Annotated in this window: 13 protein-coding genes and 1 pseudogene; 8 read left to right on the plus strand and 6 right to left on the minus strand. The window is 68.7% G+C overall.

Annotation, left to right across the window (positions count from 1 at the left end; translation table 11 throughout):
• The first annotated feature begins 205 nt into the window (after positions 1-205).
• On the plus strand, positions 206-1,552 hold the full coding sequence (locus ITI46_RS08730) for a family 43 glycosylhydrolase (protein ID WP_209238860.1): 1,347 nt from the start codon (positions 206-208) through the stop codon (positions 1,550-1,552).
• A 55-nt stretch (positions 1,553-1,607) separates the two neighbouring features.
• Here the strand turns inward: ITI46_RS08730 and ITI46_RS08735 are convergent, their stop codons facing one another.
• Positions 1,608-2,585 carry a formylglycine-generating enzyme family protein gene (locus tag ITI46_RS08735; RefSeq protein ID WP_209238861.1) on the minus strand — a complete coding sequence of 326 codons (978 nt, stop codon included), beginning with the start codon at positions 2,583-2,585 and terminating at the stop codon, positions 1,608-1,610.
• A complete protein-coding gene (locus ITI46_RS08740) occupies positions 2,582-4,111 on the minus strand; it encodes a sulfatase family protein (RefSeq protein WP_209238881.1) in 1,530 nt (509 codons plus the stop codon). Before ITI46_RS08740 ends, ITI46_RS08735 begins: the two co-directional genes overlap by 4 nt.
• A 337-nt stretch (positions 4,112-4,448) precedes the next feature.
• Between ITI46_RS08740 and ITI46_RS08745 the strand changes: the two genes are divergently transcribed.
• The 5 genes from ITI46_RS08745 (at position 4,449) to ITI46_RS08765 (ending at position 10,272) form a co-directional block, all read left to right on the plus strand.
• Complete coding sequence (locus ITI46_RS08745; protein WP_209238862.1) at positions 4,449-5,705, plus strand: ROK family transcriptional regulator; 1,257 nt, start codon at positions 4,449-4,451, stop codon at positions 5,703-5,705.
• Between the two features lie 16 nt (positions 5,706-5,721).
• Positions 5,722-6,537, plus strand: a complete 816-nt coding sequence (locus tag ITI46_RS08750; RefSeq protein WP_209238882.1) for an ABC transporter permease — start codon at positions 5,722-5,724, stop codon at positions 6,535-6,537.
• Positions 6,534-7,313, plus strand: coding sequence for an ABC transporter ATP-binding protein (locus ITI46_RS08755; RefSeq protein ID WP_209238863.1), 780 nt, complete (start codon positions 6,534-6,536; stop codon positions 7,311-7,313). The genes ITI46_RS08750 and ITI46_RS08755 overlap by 4 nt, the downstream gene beginning before the upstream one ends.
• 146 nt (positions 7,314-7,459) lie before the next feature.
• Positions 7,460-8,443 (plus strand): aliphatic sulfonate ABC transporter substrate-binding protein, encoded by a 984-nt coding sequence (locus ITI46_RS08760; RefSeq protein ID WP_209238864.1) that lies wholly within the window; start codon positions 7,460-7,462, stop codon positions 8,441-8,443.
• 533 nt (positions 8,444-8,976) lie between these two features.
• Positions 8,977-10,272 carry a hypothetical protein gene (locus ITI46_RS08765; RefSeq protein ID WP_247745685.1) on the plus strand — a complete coding sequence of 432 codons (1,296 nt, stop codon included), beginning with the start codon at positions 8,977-8,979 and terminating at the stop codon, positions 10,270-10,272.
• Positions 10,273-10,651: 379 nt separating this feature from the next.
• On the opposite strand, the pseudogene ITI46_RS34680 reads toward ITI46_RS08765, so the two are convergent.
• From ITI46_RS34680 to ITI46_RS08785, 4 genes and pseudogenes are all read right to left on the minus strand, one after another.
• Positions 10,652-11,130, minus strand: a pseudogene (locus ITI46_RS34680) (IS5 family transposase); the annotation flags it as partial.
• 112 nt (positions 11,131-11,242) lie between these two features.
• A complete protein-coding gene (locus ITI46_RS08775) occupies positions 11,243-11,638 on the minus strand; it encodes a DoxX family protein (protein ID WP_209238866.1) in 396 nt (131 codons plus the stop codon).
• Positions 11,635-12,225, minus strand: a complete 591-nt coding sequence (locus ITI46_RS08780) for a dihydrofolate reductase family protein (RefSeq protein WP_209238867.1) — start codon at positions 12,223-12,225, stop codon at positions 11,635-11,637. The genes ITI46_RS08775 and ITI46_RS08780 overlap by 4 nt, the downstream gene beginning before the upstream one ends.
• Entirely contained in the window at positions 12,222-12,536 is a 315-nt protein-coding gene (locus tag ITI46_RS08785) for a hypothetical protein (protein ID WP_209238868.1), read from the minus strand. The genes ITI46_RS08780 and ITI46_RS08785 overlap by 4 nt, the downstream gene beginning before the upstream one ends.
• A gap of 1,017 nt (positions 12,537-13,553) precedes the next feature.
• Between ITI46_RS08785 and ITI46_RS08790 the strand changes: the two genes are divergently transcribed.
• Both ITI46_RS08790 and ITI46_RS08795 read left to right on the plus strand, forming a co-directional pair.
• Positions 13,554-14,222, plus strand: coding sequence for a hypothetical protein (locus ITI46_RS08790; protein ID WP_209238869.1), 669 nt, complete (start codon positions 13,554-13,556; stop codon positions 14,220-14,222).
• 632 nt (positions 14,223-14,854) lie between these two features.
• Positions 14,855-15,367 (plus strand): GNAT family N-acetyltransferase, encoded by a 513-nt coding sequence (locus tag ITI46_RS08795; RefSeq protein ID WP_247745686.1) that lies wholly within the window; start codon positions 14,855-14,857, stop codon positions 15,365-15,367.
• Positions 15,368-15,793 lie beyond the last annotated feature (426 nt).

A 15,793-nucleotide genomic window follows, 5' to 3' on the forward strand; every position in this document is an offset into this window, starting at 1 on the left:
GCCGGTCCGCGGCAGAGGGCGGAAGGCTCCGGATTATTTTTCCGCTCTGTTGACGAAAACCGCGAGCATTCGCATGCTGTGCGCAGGCCCTCCCAGGCCGGTCCTCTTCCTGCCCCGTGGCGGGGACACGAAAAGCTCGGGCTCGAACTCATCATCGACAAGCTCCTCACCGGCGGCGCCGTGGACGACGAGAAGGACGTGACGGATGACCAGCTCCGAGAACGGCTCGCACCTCGCCCGGCGGTCCTTGCTGGCCGGTGCCGTCGGCTCCATGACAGTGGCGGCGGCACAGCCCGCGACCGCTGCGCAGGCGGGGCCGAAGGAGGTCGCACCGATGCGGCGGTATCCGTCGAACCGGCCCGGCCTCAGCTCTTACGGCCTCGCGGACACCGGTTCGGATCTGTGGCCGCGTGAGGACAACTCCTTCATCCTCCCGCTCGAACTGCGCCCTCGTGACAAGGAGCGCGGCCGGGTCTGGATCCGGGACACCTACGTCAACTGCTTTCTCGTCAACGGCTTCCCGCTCTACGTCGCCACGGGCACCACCCGCGTGCCCGGTCTCGAAGCAGCCGCCCCGTGGAACGACGGCATCTTCGTGTGGGTGTCCAGGTCGCTGCGCGGACCGTGGAGGCTGGCCGACACGACCGGTATCCGGCCCGGCACCGAGCGGGGCAAGGTGTGGTCACCCGAGTTCAGCGGCGAGAACCGGCCCGGCCGTACGGTCGTCGCCCCGTGGCAGGAGTACTGGTACGACGAGCGGTTCGGCAAGCGCGGCCAGACGTGGGCGCCGGAGGTGCACCACTTCCGCGGCAGGTGGTACATCGTCGCGTGCATGGGCGACCATTCCCGGAAAGTCGGCTCGTTCATGCTGGTGAGCGAGGGCGGGGTCGAGGGCCCGTACCGACTCGTCGAGGGAAACCTCGACAAGCCCTTCGGCGACACGGTCGCGGGAGGGCCCGCGTTCGTCGAGCCCGGCGCCTACCACCACATCGACGGCAGCCTCTACACCGAGGGCGGCGACGCGTGGCTGGTGCTGCACAACGACCTGTACGCGAGGTTCCGGAACGACATGGAGGACATCGTCCCGCCGGCGAACCTCCCGGAGTTCCAGCAGACGCCGTACTCGCCGGAGCCGTATCTCGAAGGCGCGTACGTGTTCAAGTACGGGGGCAAGTACTACCTTCTGCAGGCCGCGTGGAACCGGACGTCGATCAATCCCGACGGCAGCACGCGGTACGCCTACGACCCGCCCGGCCCGGGCCGTGTGCAGTACCAGTACGACGCGATCGTCGCCGTCTCGGACACCTTCGAGGGCCCGTACTCCCCGCGGTGGACCGCGGGAGTCGGTGCCGGCCACAACAATTTCTTCACGGACCGCAGCGGCCGGCCGTGGGCGACGTTCTTCCGCAACCCGAACTTCGGCTACTGGTCCGACCCGTCACGCATCGCTGATGCCGCCGTGCCCGGTGTCGTGCGGCTGGAGTGGACCGGCCCGGACGGCAATCGTCTCTACGTCCAGCGGCGGGGCCGGAATCGCACGATCAAGGACTGACCAGTTGCAGGCGGCACGGGCAGCCGCCCGCGCCGGCGCTGCGGGGCAGGGTCGCTCAGGGACCGGGGGCGGGCCGGTGCGTTTCCCCTTGGCCCGGCACAGCCGGGGCGCGGGCTACGCGGAAGCCGAGGTTTCCCGTGGTGCTGTCCGGGGTGTTGGCGGTGCGTGCGGCGACACGGTAGCGGTTGCAGTAGGAGTGGTGGCACAGATACGAGCCGCCGCGCATCGCCCGCAGTCCCGGCTCCCTCGGGCGCCATGTGTCCGCCGTCCACTCCCAGACGTTGCCGGCGACGTTGAACAGCCCGAAGCCGTTGGGCGGGTAGGCGTGTACCGGAGCAGTGCCGGTGTAGCCGTCCTCAGCGGTGTTCCTGGCCGGGAAGGCGCCCTGCCAGATGTTGCAGCGGTGCGCTCCGCCGGGGGTGAGTTCGTCGCCCCACGGGTAACGGGCCTGGTCGAGTCCGCCACGGGCCGCGTACTCCCATTCCGCCTCGGTCGGCAGGCGTCCGCCGTCCCAGGCGCAGAAGGCGCGGGCGTCCGCCCAGCTGACGTGGGTGACCGGGTGGTCCCAGCGTCCCTCCAGCCCGCTGCCGGGTCCCTCGGGCGCGTCCCAGCGGGCCCCCTCCACGCCGCACCACCACGGCGTGGCGTCCGGGCGGGGTGAGACCTTGCGCAGCGCCCCGGGGAGGAACTTGGCGAAAACGTAGCTCCAGCCGAAGCGTTCGGCGTCGGTGCGGTGGCGGGTCGCCTCGACGAACGCGGCGAAGCGCGCGTTGGTCACGGCGTAGGCATCCACGGCGAAGGGGGCCACGGTGACCTCACGTACGGGTCCTTCCGCGTCGCCGGGGTTCGCGTCGCTGTCCTCGCTGCCCATCCGGAATGTTCCGCCGGGCAGTTCGATGCGGGTGCGGTATGCCTCGGCTGCACCGTCCGGTACGGCAGGCACGCTCGCCTCCGAGGCCGCCGCGGCTTCGGCCGGCGGGCGGGCGGGCGCGCAGCAGGTGCGGGCCGCGGCGTCGGAACCCGACGGGCTCACGAGCGCTCCTCCCCCGCCTGACCTGGCAGGGGGGCGGTACCGGGCTCGCTCTCGAACGCCGAGAGGGTGGTGTCGTAGTCGGTCTCCACGTCGTACATCGGTGTCATCCAGTGGAAGAAGTTGTCGCCCCGATCGCGCAGCAGGTCGTAGAGCGTGCGGGTCAGTTCTGCCCGCACGTCGCGCAGTTCGGGGTGGTCGTAGCGGTTGTGCAGTTCGTGGGGGTCGGTGTGCAGGTCGTACAGCTCGTTGCGTGACTCGGGGTTGACCACCAGCTTGTAGCGGCGGGTGCGCAGCATCCGCTGGGGGTACGGGAAGTGGTGACCGTGGAACTCCGCGAGGTGGTGCTGGTCCCACTCGGGCCGCTCACCGGCGACGAGCGGCAGCAGGCTGCGACTGTCCACGGCCGGTTCGGGGTCGCAGCCGGCGAGGTCCAGGATGGTGGCGGTGCAGTCGGTGAGCGAGACGAACTCGTCCCGCACCTGGCCGCGTGGGGCGCCGGGGACCTTCACAAGGCCGGGTATCCGGTAGATGTCCTCGTACATCGCCGGTCCCTTGTCGTGCAGCCGGTGGGCGCCGGTGAACTCGCCATGGTCGGCGGTGAAGAACACCGCGGTGTGCTCCTCGAGCCCCAGTTCGCGCACCGCGTCGAGGATCCGGCCGATCTGTTCGTCGATGAGGGTGACATAGCCCCAGTAGACGGCGATCAGCTTCCGGCTCTCCTCCAGCGGCATCGTGTCGAAGGCCCACAGCCTGCTGTAGTTGCTCTGCACCGGCGGTTTGGCGGCGAAGGTCTCGCTCACCGACGCCGGCAGCTCGACCAGCGCCGGATCGTACATGTCGTAGTACGCGTCCGGGAGGATGTAGGGCAGGTGCGGGCCGAAGAAGTGGGTGGCCTGGAAGAACGGCCTGTCCTCAGCCGCCCCGTCGCCCGCTCCCCCGGCCCCCTCCCCGACCCAGCGGTGCAGCATCTCGATGGTGCGGGTGGCGAGATAGTGCTCGAAGGTCGCCTCGACCGGCTGGTGCAGCCGCGCTGCGAGGAGGTTGCCGGGGCTGCCGTTGGGTGTGGTGCCGCGTACGGGGTCGGTGATGCGGTACGGCGGCAGGCCGTGCTCCGCCAGATATGCGAGGTAGTCGGGGTGGTCGACGGGGTTGTGCCAGCCTGCCAGGTCCGGGCCCTCGAATCCGTAGTCGGCGGCGGTCCGGCGCACCCCGCCGTGCCACTTGCCCAGCAGCCCCAGCCGGTAGCCCGCGGAGCGCAGTTGCCCGGCGAAGGTGAACTGGCCGTCGGCGAGGTCCTCCAGATAGCCGACATTGCGTTCGTAGTTGGCCAGCAGCTTGTGGCGGAACGGTGCGGCTCCGGTGAGCAGGCTGGCACGGGCCGGAGTGCAGATCGCGGTGGGGGTGTAGCAGCTGTCGAACCGGGTGCCTTCGGCCGCGAGCCGGTCCAGGTTGGGGGTGCGGACATGAGGGTTGCCGTAGGTGCCGAGGGTGTCCACCCGGTGCTGGTCGGTCATGAGGAAGAGCATGTTGGGGCGCACGGTGACCCTTTCGGTTCGGCCGGCCTGGAATCAGCGGGAGCGACCGGGGCAGGCGGCGTCGCGGGTGACTGGCGTCGTGCCCGGCTAGCCGGCCGCGGCCAGGGGGGAACGTTCTCGGCCGCGTCCGTCGTCGCCGTTGCGGCATGGGGCGATCTCGACCAGTGCCATGCGAGGCATGGTCCGGCCCGCTTCAGATTTATGTCAAGGCTGCGAACATAAACCCGTCGGCAGCCTCCACTCCCCCACCCGCCGGGCTCCTCGCCCAAGCGGACCCGGCCCGCATGTTTTTCTTCCGACTCATTGACGAAAAACAGCGGCGCTCTCCATGCTGGACCGCATGCAGTCACCCGACGGTCCGCTGACGCGGCTGCGCAAGAGTCACGAGCAGTCAGTCCTGGGCCTGCTCCGCAAGCACGGCCCGCTCAGCCGGGCCGAACTGGGCACGCACAGCGGCCTGTCCCGCACCACGCTGTACGACATCGTGGCGGGCCTCGTGGAGAGCGGCGCCGTGGTCGCCTCCACCCCGCCCGTGGAGGTACGCAGGCGCGGCCGGCCGGTCGAGAAACTCAGCCTCAATCCGGATGCCGGAGCGGCGGTCGGCATCGACTTCGCCCGCCGCGCCGTGCATGTCTCGGCGGTCAACGTCGCGCACGAAATGATCGGTTCCGCCAGTGAGGCACACCCGTCCGGCCTCACCTGGGCCCAGCGGGCCGACATCGCCGAACGTCTCCTCGGCTCGCTCGGCGGCACAGCCCGGAAGAACCCGGGACCGGGCGGCACGGCCGGCCGCCGCGCCCCGCGGCGCGGCACGCTCCGGCTCGACTCGCTCAGCGCGATCGGGGTCGGCGTGGTCGGACCGGTCAACGATCCCGGCAGCGCGGACGCGCACGCGCTCAGCATCGAGGGCCTGCCCGGGCTGCTCCAGAAGCGGTTCGGCGTCCCGGTGCTGCTGGACAACAACACCAGGCTCGCAGCTCTCGCCGAGGCCGTGTGGGGCGCCGCGTCCGGCGACGGGGACGTGCTGTATCTGCGGCTGTCCCACGGGGTGGGCGGCGGTCTGGTCGTCGGCGGCTCTCTGCACCGCGGAATGTACGGCATGTCGGGCGAGTTCGGGCATATCACCGTCGACCCCGGCGGCGCACCGTGCGAATGCGGCGGCACCGGCTGTCTGGAGACCGTCGCCTCGCTCGACGCCGTCCTGCACCGCTACCGCTCGGCAGGTGGCCGGGCCGAGGACATCTCCGCGTTCCTGACCGCCGCCGCGTCCGCCGACCGTGCCGCCCAGACGGTGCTGGAACGCGTCGGCACCGACATCGGCACCGTACTGGCCGCCGTGTGCAACGCGGTCGGACCTGGCGTCATCGTCATCGGCGGTGAACTCGCCGAGGCCGGGGCCGCATTGACCGAGTCCGTCGAACGAGCCCTGGATGCCCACATGATGCCGATGGCCCGGCACCGGGTGCGCGTAAGGCGCGCCACCCTCGGCGAAGCCGGCAGCGCACTGGGGGGCATCGCCCTCGTCCTCCGGGAATCTCCCCTGCTCTCCCGCTATCCGCAGCCCGTCACCGATGAGCACGCCTGAACCCAGTGAGGCACCCATGGCCGTGATCGTCCCTCCGGAGAAGACCGCCGTGGCGGAAGCACCGCGGCGTACCGCACGCCGCTTCCGACGACGACCGCTCGCTCTCAACGCCCTCGCGCTGGTGGCCGGTCTCCTTCTCTGGGCGGTCGTGGCCGCGCTCGGCCTGGTGGAGAACCTGCCGACACCGCTCGCCGTGGCGCGGAAGGCCGGCGACATGATCGCCGACGGCACCCTGGCAACCGACACGCTCGCCAGCCTGCGCCGGGTCTTCCTCGGTTACGCCGCCGGCGTGGTCGTGGCCGTGCCCGTGGGCTTCCTGATGGGCTGGTACCCGACCGTGCGAGCCGTGGTCGAGCCCTACATCCAGTTCTTCCGCACCATCCCGCCGCTCGCGCTCATCCCGCTCACGGTCGTACTGCTCGGCATCGGCGAGGTCCCGAAGATCGCTGTGATCTACCTCGCCTCCTTCATGGCCTGCGTCGTCTCCGCCTTCCAGGGCGTGGTCGACGTGGACCGCACCCTCATCAACGCCGCCCGGGTGCTGGGCGCCTCCGACCGCGTCATCTTCACCAAGGTGGTCATCCCGGCCTCCACCCCGTTCATCCTCGTCGGCATGCGCATCGGACTCGGCGCCTCCTGGGCCACCGTGGTCGCGGCCGAACTCATCGGCGCCCAGGAGGGGCTGGGCTACCGGATGCAGAAGGCGTCCACCTGGTTCGAAATGGACACGGTCTTCGTGTCCCTGATCACCATCGGCGTGCTCGGCCTGCTCATGGACCGGCTGCTGCTGCTCGCCGAACGACGGCTCACCGGCTGGCAGGAGCGACGATGAACAGCAAGATCAGCTTCCAGGATGTCGTGAAGACCTTCCCACTCAAGGGCGCCGAGTTCACCGCTCTGGACCGGGTGTCCCTGGAAGTCGCCGACCAGGAGTTCGTGACCGTCGTCGGCCCCTCGGGCTGCGGCAAGAGCACATTGTTGAGCATGGCCGCCGGCCTCCAGGACCCCACCTGTGGCCGGGTACTGGTGGACGGCACTCCGGTGACGGGACCCGGGCCCGACCGGGGAGTGATCTTCCAGCAGTACGCGCTCTTCCCCTGGCTGACCGTACGGCAGAACGTCGAGTTCGGTCTCAAACTCGCCGCCGTCCCCACCCAGGAGCGACGCCACCGAGCGGACCAGGCCATCGGCCTGGTCGGGCTGGACGACTTCGCGGACGCGCTGCCCAAGGCACTGTCGGGCGGCATGAAACAGCGCTGCGCCATCGCCCGCGCCTACGCGGTGGACCCGCAAGTCCTGCTCATGGACGAACCGTTCGGCGCGCTGGACGCCCTCACCCGCGTGCAGTTGCAGGATCAGCTCCTTGCGACCTGGAGCCGGGAGAAGCGCACCGTGCTGTTCATCACCCATGACGTCGACGAGGCCGTCTACCTGGCCAGCCGCGTGGTGGTCATGGCCGCCAGGCCCGGCCGCATCCACCGCATCATCGACGTGGACCTGCCCTACCCCCGTACGGAGGAGATCCGGCTCTCCGCGGACTTCCGGCAGATCCGCAACACGGTATGGACCGCTGTCTACCACCAGGAACACGCCGCTCCAGCTGCCTAGCACTTCGCCTCGGGCGCCTATGGTGCGAGCACGTCGCGGCTGGTCGCGCCCGCGCGGCGGAGCATCCGCACAACAGCCATGGCCCCGCGGCCCTTGGGGCGCGAACTCTTCCCTCCGCTCTCCCTCCCTGAGAGGACACCTCCGCCATGCCCGGAAGCACCCTCCGCCGCACTCTGCCGGCACTCTTCTCCGTCACGCTCCTCACCCTCGCCATGAACGCGTGCTCCACCAGCGCCTCCCGGGACGACAACACCGTCAACTTCGGCTACATAGACGACTACAACGGCGCCAGCCTGCTGGCCATCGCCCAGCAGCAGGGGCTGTGGAAGAAGCAGGGCCTCACCGCGAAAGTGAAGGTGTTCAACAACGGGCCGGTGCAGATCCAGGCGCTGGGCTCGGGCGACCTCGACTACGGCTACATCGGCCCCGGCGCGATGTGGCTGCCCGCCTCGGGCAAGGCGAAGGTCATCTCGGTCAACACCTTCACCTACGCCGACCGTGTCATCGGCCAGCCGGGCATCAAGACGATGAAGGACCTCAAGGGCAAGCGGGTCGGCGTACCCGAGGGCACCTCCGGAGACATGATCCTCAACATCGCGCTGGAAAAGGCCGGGATGACCACCAAGGACATCCAGAAGGTCGCCATGGACCCGTCCACCGTCGTGTCCTCCTTCACCTCCGGAAAGATCGACGGCGCAGGCATCTTCTACCCCTCCATCGACACCATCAAGAAGAAGGTCCCGAAGATGGAGGAGGTGGCAAGCACCAAGGACACCGGGGACACCTTCCCCACCGCATTCGTCGCCGGGAACAAGGTGCCGGAGAAGAAGAACACCAAGGTGATCAAGGTATTGCAGCAGGCCAACGACTGGCGCAAAAAGCACCCCGAGGAGTCCATCGCCCTCACCGCCAAGATGCTGCACGTCAGCAAGGCACAGGCCAAGGCCGACGCCTCACACGTCGTGACTCTCTCCACCGACGACCTGGCGGCGAAGACCAAGAGCGGCGAGCTGGACCGCTCGCTGAAGAAGCTCGGGGACTTCTTCGTCCGCAACAAGCAGCTGGAGAAGAACCCCGACCCGTCCGACTACTACACCGGCGACCTCTATCAGAAGGTGCACGACGGCTAGTCCACACGACGGACAGCCCGCGCCGCCACGCCGCCCGGCGTCACCGGCCCTTCCCCGTACGGGAACACCACCGTCTGCGTGCGGTCTCGCTGTTGGCCACGGTGGCTGTGGCGCAGGCGGCGTCCTGGATGCGCAGGTCCTCGACGTATTAATTCCGCGTCGTTGACGGAAAAGGTCAAGATCCTTCATGCTGCACGCAGGCTCCGCAACGGCCGCCCTGACCGCGACCGCTGCGGATGCGACCGTGGGGGATGCAAGGGGAGTTGGTTCTTGAGCTGTTGCGCGACGGCAGCAGGCTGAGCCAGGGGCGCGAACTCAGCCCACACAGATCGGCCCAGAGGCTCAGCCGGAGATGACGTCCGATGACGTCCGCCGCTGACGGTGCGTCCGGGCGACCTTCAGCTCCGTGAAGCGCGGGGCCATGACGCAACCGCGCGCACCCCGGTGGGTGGCTGTCCGACCCCACACCGTCAAGGCCCACGAGGCGGTTCGCAACGCGACCAACCGTGGCCGTGAGAGAAAGGGAAGTGCGCATGGGGAAAGGCTTCGGCGAAAACCCCGCAGGAACTGCCGAGCGGCCTGCGTTGTCGCGTCGGCGGATGCTCGGCATGTCCGGGGTCGCCGGGCTGGCGGCGTGGGGCGCCGTGGGATGCAGTGCGGACGACTCCGGATCAGGCAGGAGCAAGGATGCGGGGACCGGCGAGCAGGGCAACGGGAGCAAGGAACCAGGGAAAGGCGAAGAAGGCTCCCACATCACCGCACCGCCCCCTGTGGGTATCCTCGGGGCGAACTTCAACGGCGACCCGGCCAAGGTGGAATTCGCCGAGCTGGAGGACATCTCGGCCACTTGGCTGCGCGGGTTCTTCCCCATGCGCGACGCCGATGAGGGCGCCGTCTCCGAAAAGCCGCAGATCAAAAAGCTCCTGGAAGCCGGGGAGCGTGGATTCGGCACGGTGCTGTCGCTGAAGTTCCCGTACAACGAGCAGGCGATCCCCACCCCGGGCACCGATGCCTGGAAGACCGCGATCGAGCGCGTAAAAAAGGTGCTGCCGACCATCATGGACAGGATCGACATCCTGGTGATCGGAAACGAACCGTTCCTGGAAACCCGGAAGGACCAGCGCGACCGCCGCCTCAACCTCTTCTACGAGAAGATCGCCGAATACATCATCGCCTACCGTGCCGAGCACTCCGCGCGCAAGACCAAGCTCTACATGGGGGCGCTCAACCACCTCGACTGGGACAACGGGCAGACAGGTGCCACCAAGCGCTGGATGACGTTCGTGAAGAAGACCAAGGACATCGAGGGAGTGGACATCCACCCGCATGTGACGTCCCTGGCGGGCGCCCAGAAGTACCTCGACTACATTCTCCCTCGCATGCGTCCCGAGCAGAAATTCCTGGCCACCGAGTTCTCCCTGGTCCTGCTCTGGAAGGAGCACCAGACAGACCCGGTTTCCGCCCGATTTGCAGAGAAATACCAGGATGCCCAGGGGAAACAGGTATGGGAGGTGCTCCGCGAAGCCACCGAACAGCCCTTCACTCAGCAGAAGTGGGACGATTTTCTTTCCATGACCCCCTGGTTCGCCAACAATAAAACATACCTCCAGGATCAGCTCGAGCAGTTCCGCAAGACCGAAAGGCTCGCGGTGGCCACCTACGGAGTGAGCCAGGACGAGGCCATGGCGACGAACTTCACCGCGAGAAAAAACCCGTGGATGCTCAACAGCCTGTACTGTCCGTATACCGTCCGGCAGAGCAAGGACGGTCTGCCCGGACGGAACCGCGTGTGGATCGACCAGTTCCGAGCGCTGCAGAAGACCAACTGAGGGACCGGGCGACGGTGGGGTCGTCCGGTCGGGCCGGATAGCCCGATGCCAATTCATTCAGCCCCGGCCAGGGGCCCGGACAGCGGCCGGCCGGTCCTCACCGGCCGACGGCGCCGGTGAGGAGCGTCACCCCCGCCGGGCACCGTGACCATTGACGCCGGGGCGGTCGTCGGCTTGGCTGCGGCCACCGACTCGTCTTCCAGCCCCGCAAACGATCGCTGGTGCCCGGGAGCAGAGCGGGGCGTGAGGCGCAGGGTGCATGTCCATCTCATATGCGATGCGCTGAGCGAGTACTGCGCGGTCACCGTCTCTGCGAGGACCCGGTCGCAGGGGAGGAGTTCGAGCGGCTTCTCAGGGCAGCTAGGCCGTTTCTTGAGGATCACGTTGCTGACCAGGTGAAGATGGCGGCGATGTGGAGTCCTGCAAGGTGGGCAGTGGCGGTCTTGTCGTATCGGGTGGCCGGGCCGCGCCACTGCTTGCGCTTGTTGATGCAGCGCTCGACGGTGTTGCGCTGCTTGTAGGTCTCGCGGTCAACGGTCGGCGGACGGCCGCCTCGCCTGCCCAGCCGTTTGCGGTTCGCGGCCTGGTCGGCCGGCTGTGGGACCACTGCCCGGACCCGGCGACGACGTAGCTGGCTGCGGATGCCCCGGGACGAGTACGCCTTGTTGGCCAGGACCACCACCTCTGGTCTCGTCCGGGGCTGTCGACCGGCCGGGGTACCCGGATGTGTGCCATGACCTGCTCGAATGCCGGGGCGTCACCGGCCTGGCCGGTTGTGAGGACGAAGGCCAGGGGGCGGCAGTGACTGTCGGCAGCCACGTGGATCTTGCAGGTCAGTCCACCGCGGGAGCGTCCAAGGGCATGGTCGTGCGGCTCCCGGCCGGGGCCCCTTGTCACGGGCCCCGGCCGCGTGCAGGTGAGCGCGCACACCTTCCGGTGATCCTGTTGCGGCCCGCCGGCTGGTGACGGGTCAGCTCAACGGGAGGGTGGCCTGTGGCCGAGGGTCGATTGCGCATGTGCCGAATCGGGCCCATGCCACGAACGCTGAGAGGGCACCGAAGAGGAGCGTCTGCGGGACGACGGCGTAGGCGCCGATCGCGAGGTTGGCGACGGTCGCCCCGACCATGGTGAGTGTCAGACCGCTCGCAGCGAGCGGAGTGAGCCGCGGGAGCACGCGCGTGGCCGCCGGGAGGATGAGTCCCAGGGCGCCGAGCACTTCCGCGACCCCGGCGACCCGGAACAGGGCGGTTGGGATGCCCTCACCCATGGCCTCCAGGTCAGCGGCGCTGCCGACGATCTTGAGCCCACCAGCAGCCAGGAACACCAGGGCCAGCAGCGCTGAAATGATCCACACGGTGATTCTCATTTGCTGTCCTTCTTCTGCGCCTGGGGACGGTGTATGGCGTAGGTGGCGTGGACCATGCCGCTGGTGCCGGCGTTCGTCGCCACCAGCGAGAGCTGGAGATCGTGGTCGAGGTGGCCGAAGAGGGGTAGTCCGTTCCCGATCAGGACTGGCGCCCATCCGACGCTGATCTCGTCGATGAGGTCGGCACGCAGGAACTCCTGGATGACCTTCCCGCCATCGACGTAGACCTGTTGTGCCCCCGATTCAGCCAGCGCGCGTTGGGCACCGTCGAGGCTGCGCACGATCGTGATGCGGTCGTCGCCGGGCTCCAGCGTTGTGGACATGACGATGACCTTCTTGTCGGCATATGGCCAGCCGTCGAAGGTGAGGACCTTCTCGTAGGTGCCGCGTCCCATCACCAGGTGGTCGATGCTCGGGAAGAACGTGTCCCACCCCGCGACTTCGGTGCTACTGGTGACGGTTGCGTGCTGTGGTCCGGGCAGGGGGTCGGTGAGCCAGTCGATTTCTCCGTCGGGACGGGCGATGAAGCCGTCAAGACTTGCGCCGATGAAGACTCGGCCGGTCCAGTTGCGTCTTTGATGGGTCATGTCCATATCTCCAGCAGGTCATCGAGAACTTGTGTCGGTCCAGGGCCGGCAGGCTCCGTGGCACGGCGCAGCATCGCCCCGTTGAGGGCGTCGAAGAGGAGGGACGCACCCTTGTTCGCGTCACCGTCCCGGGACAGCTTCATCCGGCCCAGGAGTGCGGCCAGGTAGCTGATCTCCTTCGCCCAGCCCTCAGCAAGCAGCGCGCGCAGCTCGTCGTCGATCAGGTCGTCGAGAAGGTTGACCAATCCCTGAGCGACGCCCTGGGAGCTGCCGGTGGCGAAGCGGCGTTCGACCCATGCGCGCAACTCCATTTCCGGAGAGCTCGCCCCCAGCGGGGCGTCCGGAATGGTGTCGATCCAACGGCGACTCAGCGCTACCAGTATCCCTTGACGAGACCCGAACCGCTTGAGCAACCCCGCAGGGCTCAGGCCGGCGGCCGGTGCAATCTCGGCAAGTGTCCAAGGCTCCAGTGACCGCCGCTGCCCCAGTGCGCTGCCGATGCGCTCCAGGAGTACCGACTGCTCGTCTCGTCGTGGTCTCGCCATGCAGTTAGTAAATCACGGTTTACTAATCTTCGCACTCCAGCTCACCGCAGAGTTGTCTCGAAAGGGCGAGACCTCCTGCGCCACGCCGAAACGCCCCACTGCCCATCGACGGGGCGTCGCCGTCTGAGCGAGTACTGCAAGACGCAACCGATCGCGCATGCCGTACCTGAGATGGGCACTGCCCCGGCTCGCGCATCGAGGTGGGCGAAGACCGGTGGCGCAAGCACGGTGCCGCCGTCCTGCCCGACCGCTCGCCGGCCCCGCACTGATCAAGGCTGCGGCCGCTGGGCCGAGTTCGCCGCCGTCGCAGGAATCTGGGGGGGGGAACTGGTCGCCGACACCCCGCTCGGGCCGACCAAGCGCAAAGCGGCTCTCGGTGAGGCGCTGCGGGTTCGCCCGCATGGTGCGGCTGGAGTGGATCCGGCCCCCGCTCGTTCGAGCTCGCTTCGGCACCTCCCGGGCCGGGGCCGTCGACGTCGCGCGCTGCCGGACCACCGATGTCGACGCCCTGCCCACCGCCCACACCGAAGCCGACTGCGAGCAGCTGCGCACCGTCGCCAAGAGCCGGTGCTCCCCGCTTGCCGCTCTGCAACCTGCACCGGTCCGAACAGCGCGGCCGGCTACGGCGACCTTTCGCCCGCCGCGGCCGAACGGGCCGAGCTGTGGCGCGGCAGCGTACCGGAGGGCCGGGCCGATCAGGCCGTTTCGTCCGGATCACCGTTCGGGACCAAAGGCGGCGCACTCCGCTGTGCGGGAGACACCCCTGCGTGAGACGGTCCTTTGATGGGTTTCGATCTGGCCGGTGTGTTCACGCTGGATGCTGAGGTGTTCGCGCTGTTCGACGTGGTGATCCCCGGAGGTTCGGGCCATGCCCTGCAAACGCGCGGGAGTGGCCTGCCGGACGGGTGGCTGTTGCCTGACCCGTGGGAGCTGGAGTACGGGACCGGCGGCCGCCTCGCGGTGGACGAAGCCGCGCTGCAACCCGCTGACCCGGACGCCTGGCGCGTGGCTGCCGCCGTGCCGGGCGAGGCCGACCCGCTGGACGCCTTCGACGCGTCGGACCACCGCCTCGGGTCGTTCCTCAGCCTGGCCGCGCCCGTTCTGCTCGTCAGCGACAGCACCTTCGGTGGTGTGCTCGGTCACGAACACGCCGCCCTCTTCGTGAACGGCGAACTGCTCACCGCCCGCGGTGTCGACCACCACGCGCGGGTGGCCTTCCGGTGGGAAGACGGGGCGTTCAGCACCGTGCGGCACGGGGGGATCTCGCCCGTCGCCGAGTGTGCCGCGGTGCTCGACGGCAGGTTCCGGGGGCGGTGTCTCTTCGACGGGTACCTTCCCCGCGAAGCTCATCGGGAGGGCTCCGCCTGCCGCCAGGCGTGGTCCGGCACCGCCCCGCGGGTCGATGCTGTCTGGCACCGCCACTTTCCAGGCCTGCTCCACCACCGGAGCTGAGCCCCCGGGGAGTGCACCGGTTCCCTCCTTTTCCCGGCTTCGTCGACGCCCGGGAAATGGGGTGTGTTGACGTCAGCGGAGCTGAGACAATCGGGGCCGTCTTCGGGACCCAGAAGTGGGAGTGAGTTGATGTCTGCTGTTGAGGCCGCTGCCGTGTGCAGCGCGCGCCGGAACATCCTCACGGCGGGTCCGGGTCTGACCTGACGTTCATCCCCGGCGTGTGAGCACGCCTTCGGGCTCTGTCGCGAAGCCGGCCTGGTCCCGACCCGCATCGTGCGAGCCGAACACGGCTCGGACTCGTGCGAAGCAGTCACCGACGCCGACATCCTCACTGCGGAGATTGCTGGTGCCGCCGATGAGAGGGATCCGCTTGCCGCCGCCATGCTCGGACGGCTGGGCCGCCGTGTGCCCTGCCACCACCTGTCACGTACCGGTGCTGCACGCGGTACTTGGACGAGTACTACGCACCGCTTACCCAGCGCATGCCCGAGCGGATTCACAACGGCCCCGGTATGGCGGAGGCCCTGGCCGCACACCGGGCCGACCGACATCGATATGCGATGCGAACACGGCAGCGACGACAACGACGCCGCCCACCTCCTCAACCCCACGACACCACAAAGAACGGAACCATGACCACCACCTGGAACGCCCGTCCTGAAACCGCCGACGACATCCCCGCCGTCCGAGACATCCTCCTCGCGGCCTTCCCCACCGCCGCCGAGGCCGAGATCGTCGACGCCCTGCGCGCTGACCCGAAGGCGTGGATCGACGGCCTGTCGATGGTCACCGCAGCCCCTGACAACCTCCCGGTGGGGTACGCGCTGCTCACCCGCTGCCACGTCGACGGTCAGCCCGCCCTCGCCCTGGCCCCGTGCGCGGTACTGCCCGCAGCCCAGCGCGCCGGTGCCGGCTCCGCGGCCATCCGCGCCGCCTTGACCGCCGCCCGGGCGATGGGCGAGAACCTCGTTGTCGTCCTGGGACACGCCGACTACTACCCCCGGTTCGGCTTCACGCCGGCCTCCCGCTTCGGCATCCGAGCCCCCTTCGACGTACCTGACGAAGCCATGATGGCCATGGCTCTGGACAACACCCGGCCGATCCCAGCAGGCACCATCCAGTACCCCGCCGCGTTCGGCGTCTGACCCCTCCTACAGCCCCCCGGGCTCGTGCCCCGGGGCGCCGCCCGGAGCGAGCCGTGCTGGGCTGGGCCTGGGGGCTGATCTGCGCGCTCATTCAGGCTGCCGAAACCAAGCGCTCAGCAACGATCGTCAGGTTCGGGCGCGGTACCCTCGCCGAGCTCTACGAGGAGACCACACACCCGGTCGCCGAACACCAACTCGTGCCTTCGGCCTGCCACAGCGGCACGCCGACGGTCGCCGAGAGGGCCGCACGGGCCACTTCGCTCTCATGCTCGCAGGACCGTTGCGGCCCCTGCCATGTCACGGCCACGATCGGATGACGATCTGTGAGCGATGGTGGTCATGAGGGCATGACGCGCTCCCACGTCTTGCGGCCTTCCGCGACCGGCATGGTTCAACTGCCCTCGGCCGGGGCCGTCCTGACGGGCT

Origin of the sequence: Streptomyces oryzae (assembly GCF_017676365.1) — a bacterium.
GTDB lineage: Bacteria > Actinomycetota > Actinomycetes > Streptomycetales > Streptomycetaceae > Streptomyces > Streptomyces oryzae.

Bases quoted from the DNA above. Each gene is read 5' to 3' on its own strand.
- ITI46_RS08775 (WP_209238866.1), bottom strand. From the start codon at position 11,638: ATGAGAATCACCGTGTGGATCATTTCAGCGCTGCTGGCCCTGGTGTTC.
- ITI46_RS08785 (WP_209238868.1), bottom strand. From the start codon at position 12,536: ATGGAGTTGCGCGCATGGGTCGAACGCCGCTTCGCCACCGGCAGCTCC.
- ITI46_RS08740 (WP_209238881.1), bottom strand. From the start codon at position 4,111: ATGCTCTTCCTCATGACCGACCAGCACCGGGTGGACACCCTCGGCACC.
- ITI46_RS08760 (WP_209238864.1), top strand. From the start codon at position 7,460: ATGCCCGGAAGCACCCTCCGCCGCACTCTGCCGGCACTCTTCTCCGTC.
- ITI46_RS08745 (WP_209238862.1), top strand. From the start codon at position 4,449: ATGCTGGACCGCATGCAGTCACCCGACGGTCCGCTGACGCGGCTGCGC.
- ITI46_RS08780 (WP_209238867.1), bottom strand. From the start codon at position 12,225: ATGACCCATCAAAGACGCAACTGGACCGGCCGAGTCTTCATCGGCGCA.
- ITI46_RS08730 (WP_209238860.1), top strand. From the start codon at position 206: ATGACCAGCTCCGAGAACGGCTCGCACCTCGCCCGGCGGTCCTTGCTG.
- ITI46_RS08750 (WP_209238882.1), top strand. From the start codon at position 5,722: ATGGCCGTGATCGTCCCTCCGGAGAAGACCGCCGTGGCGGAAGCACCG.
- ITI46_RS08790 (WP_209238869.1), top strand. From the start codon at position 13,554: ATGGGTTTCGATCTGGCCGGTGTGTTCACGCTGGATGCTGAGGTGTTC.
- ITI46_RS08765 (WP_247745685.1), top strand. From the start codon at position 8,977: ATGGGGAAAGGCTTCGGCGAAAACCCCGCAGGAACTGCCGAGCGGCCT.
- ITI46_RS08795 (WP_247745686.1), top strand. From the start codon at position 14,855: ATGACCACCACCTGGAACGCCCGTCCTGAAACCGCCGACGACATCCCC.
- ITI46_RS08755 (WP_209238863.1), top strand. From the start codon at position 6,534: ATGAACAGCAAGATCAGCTTCCAGGATGTCGTGAAGACCTTCCCACTC.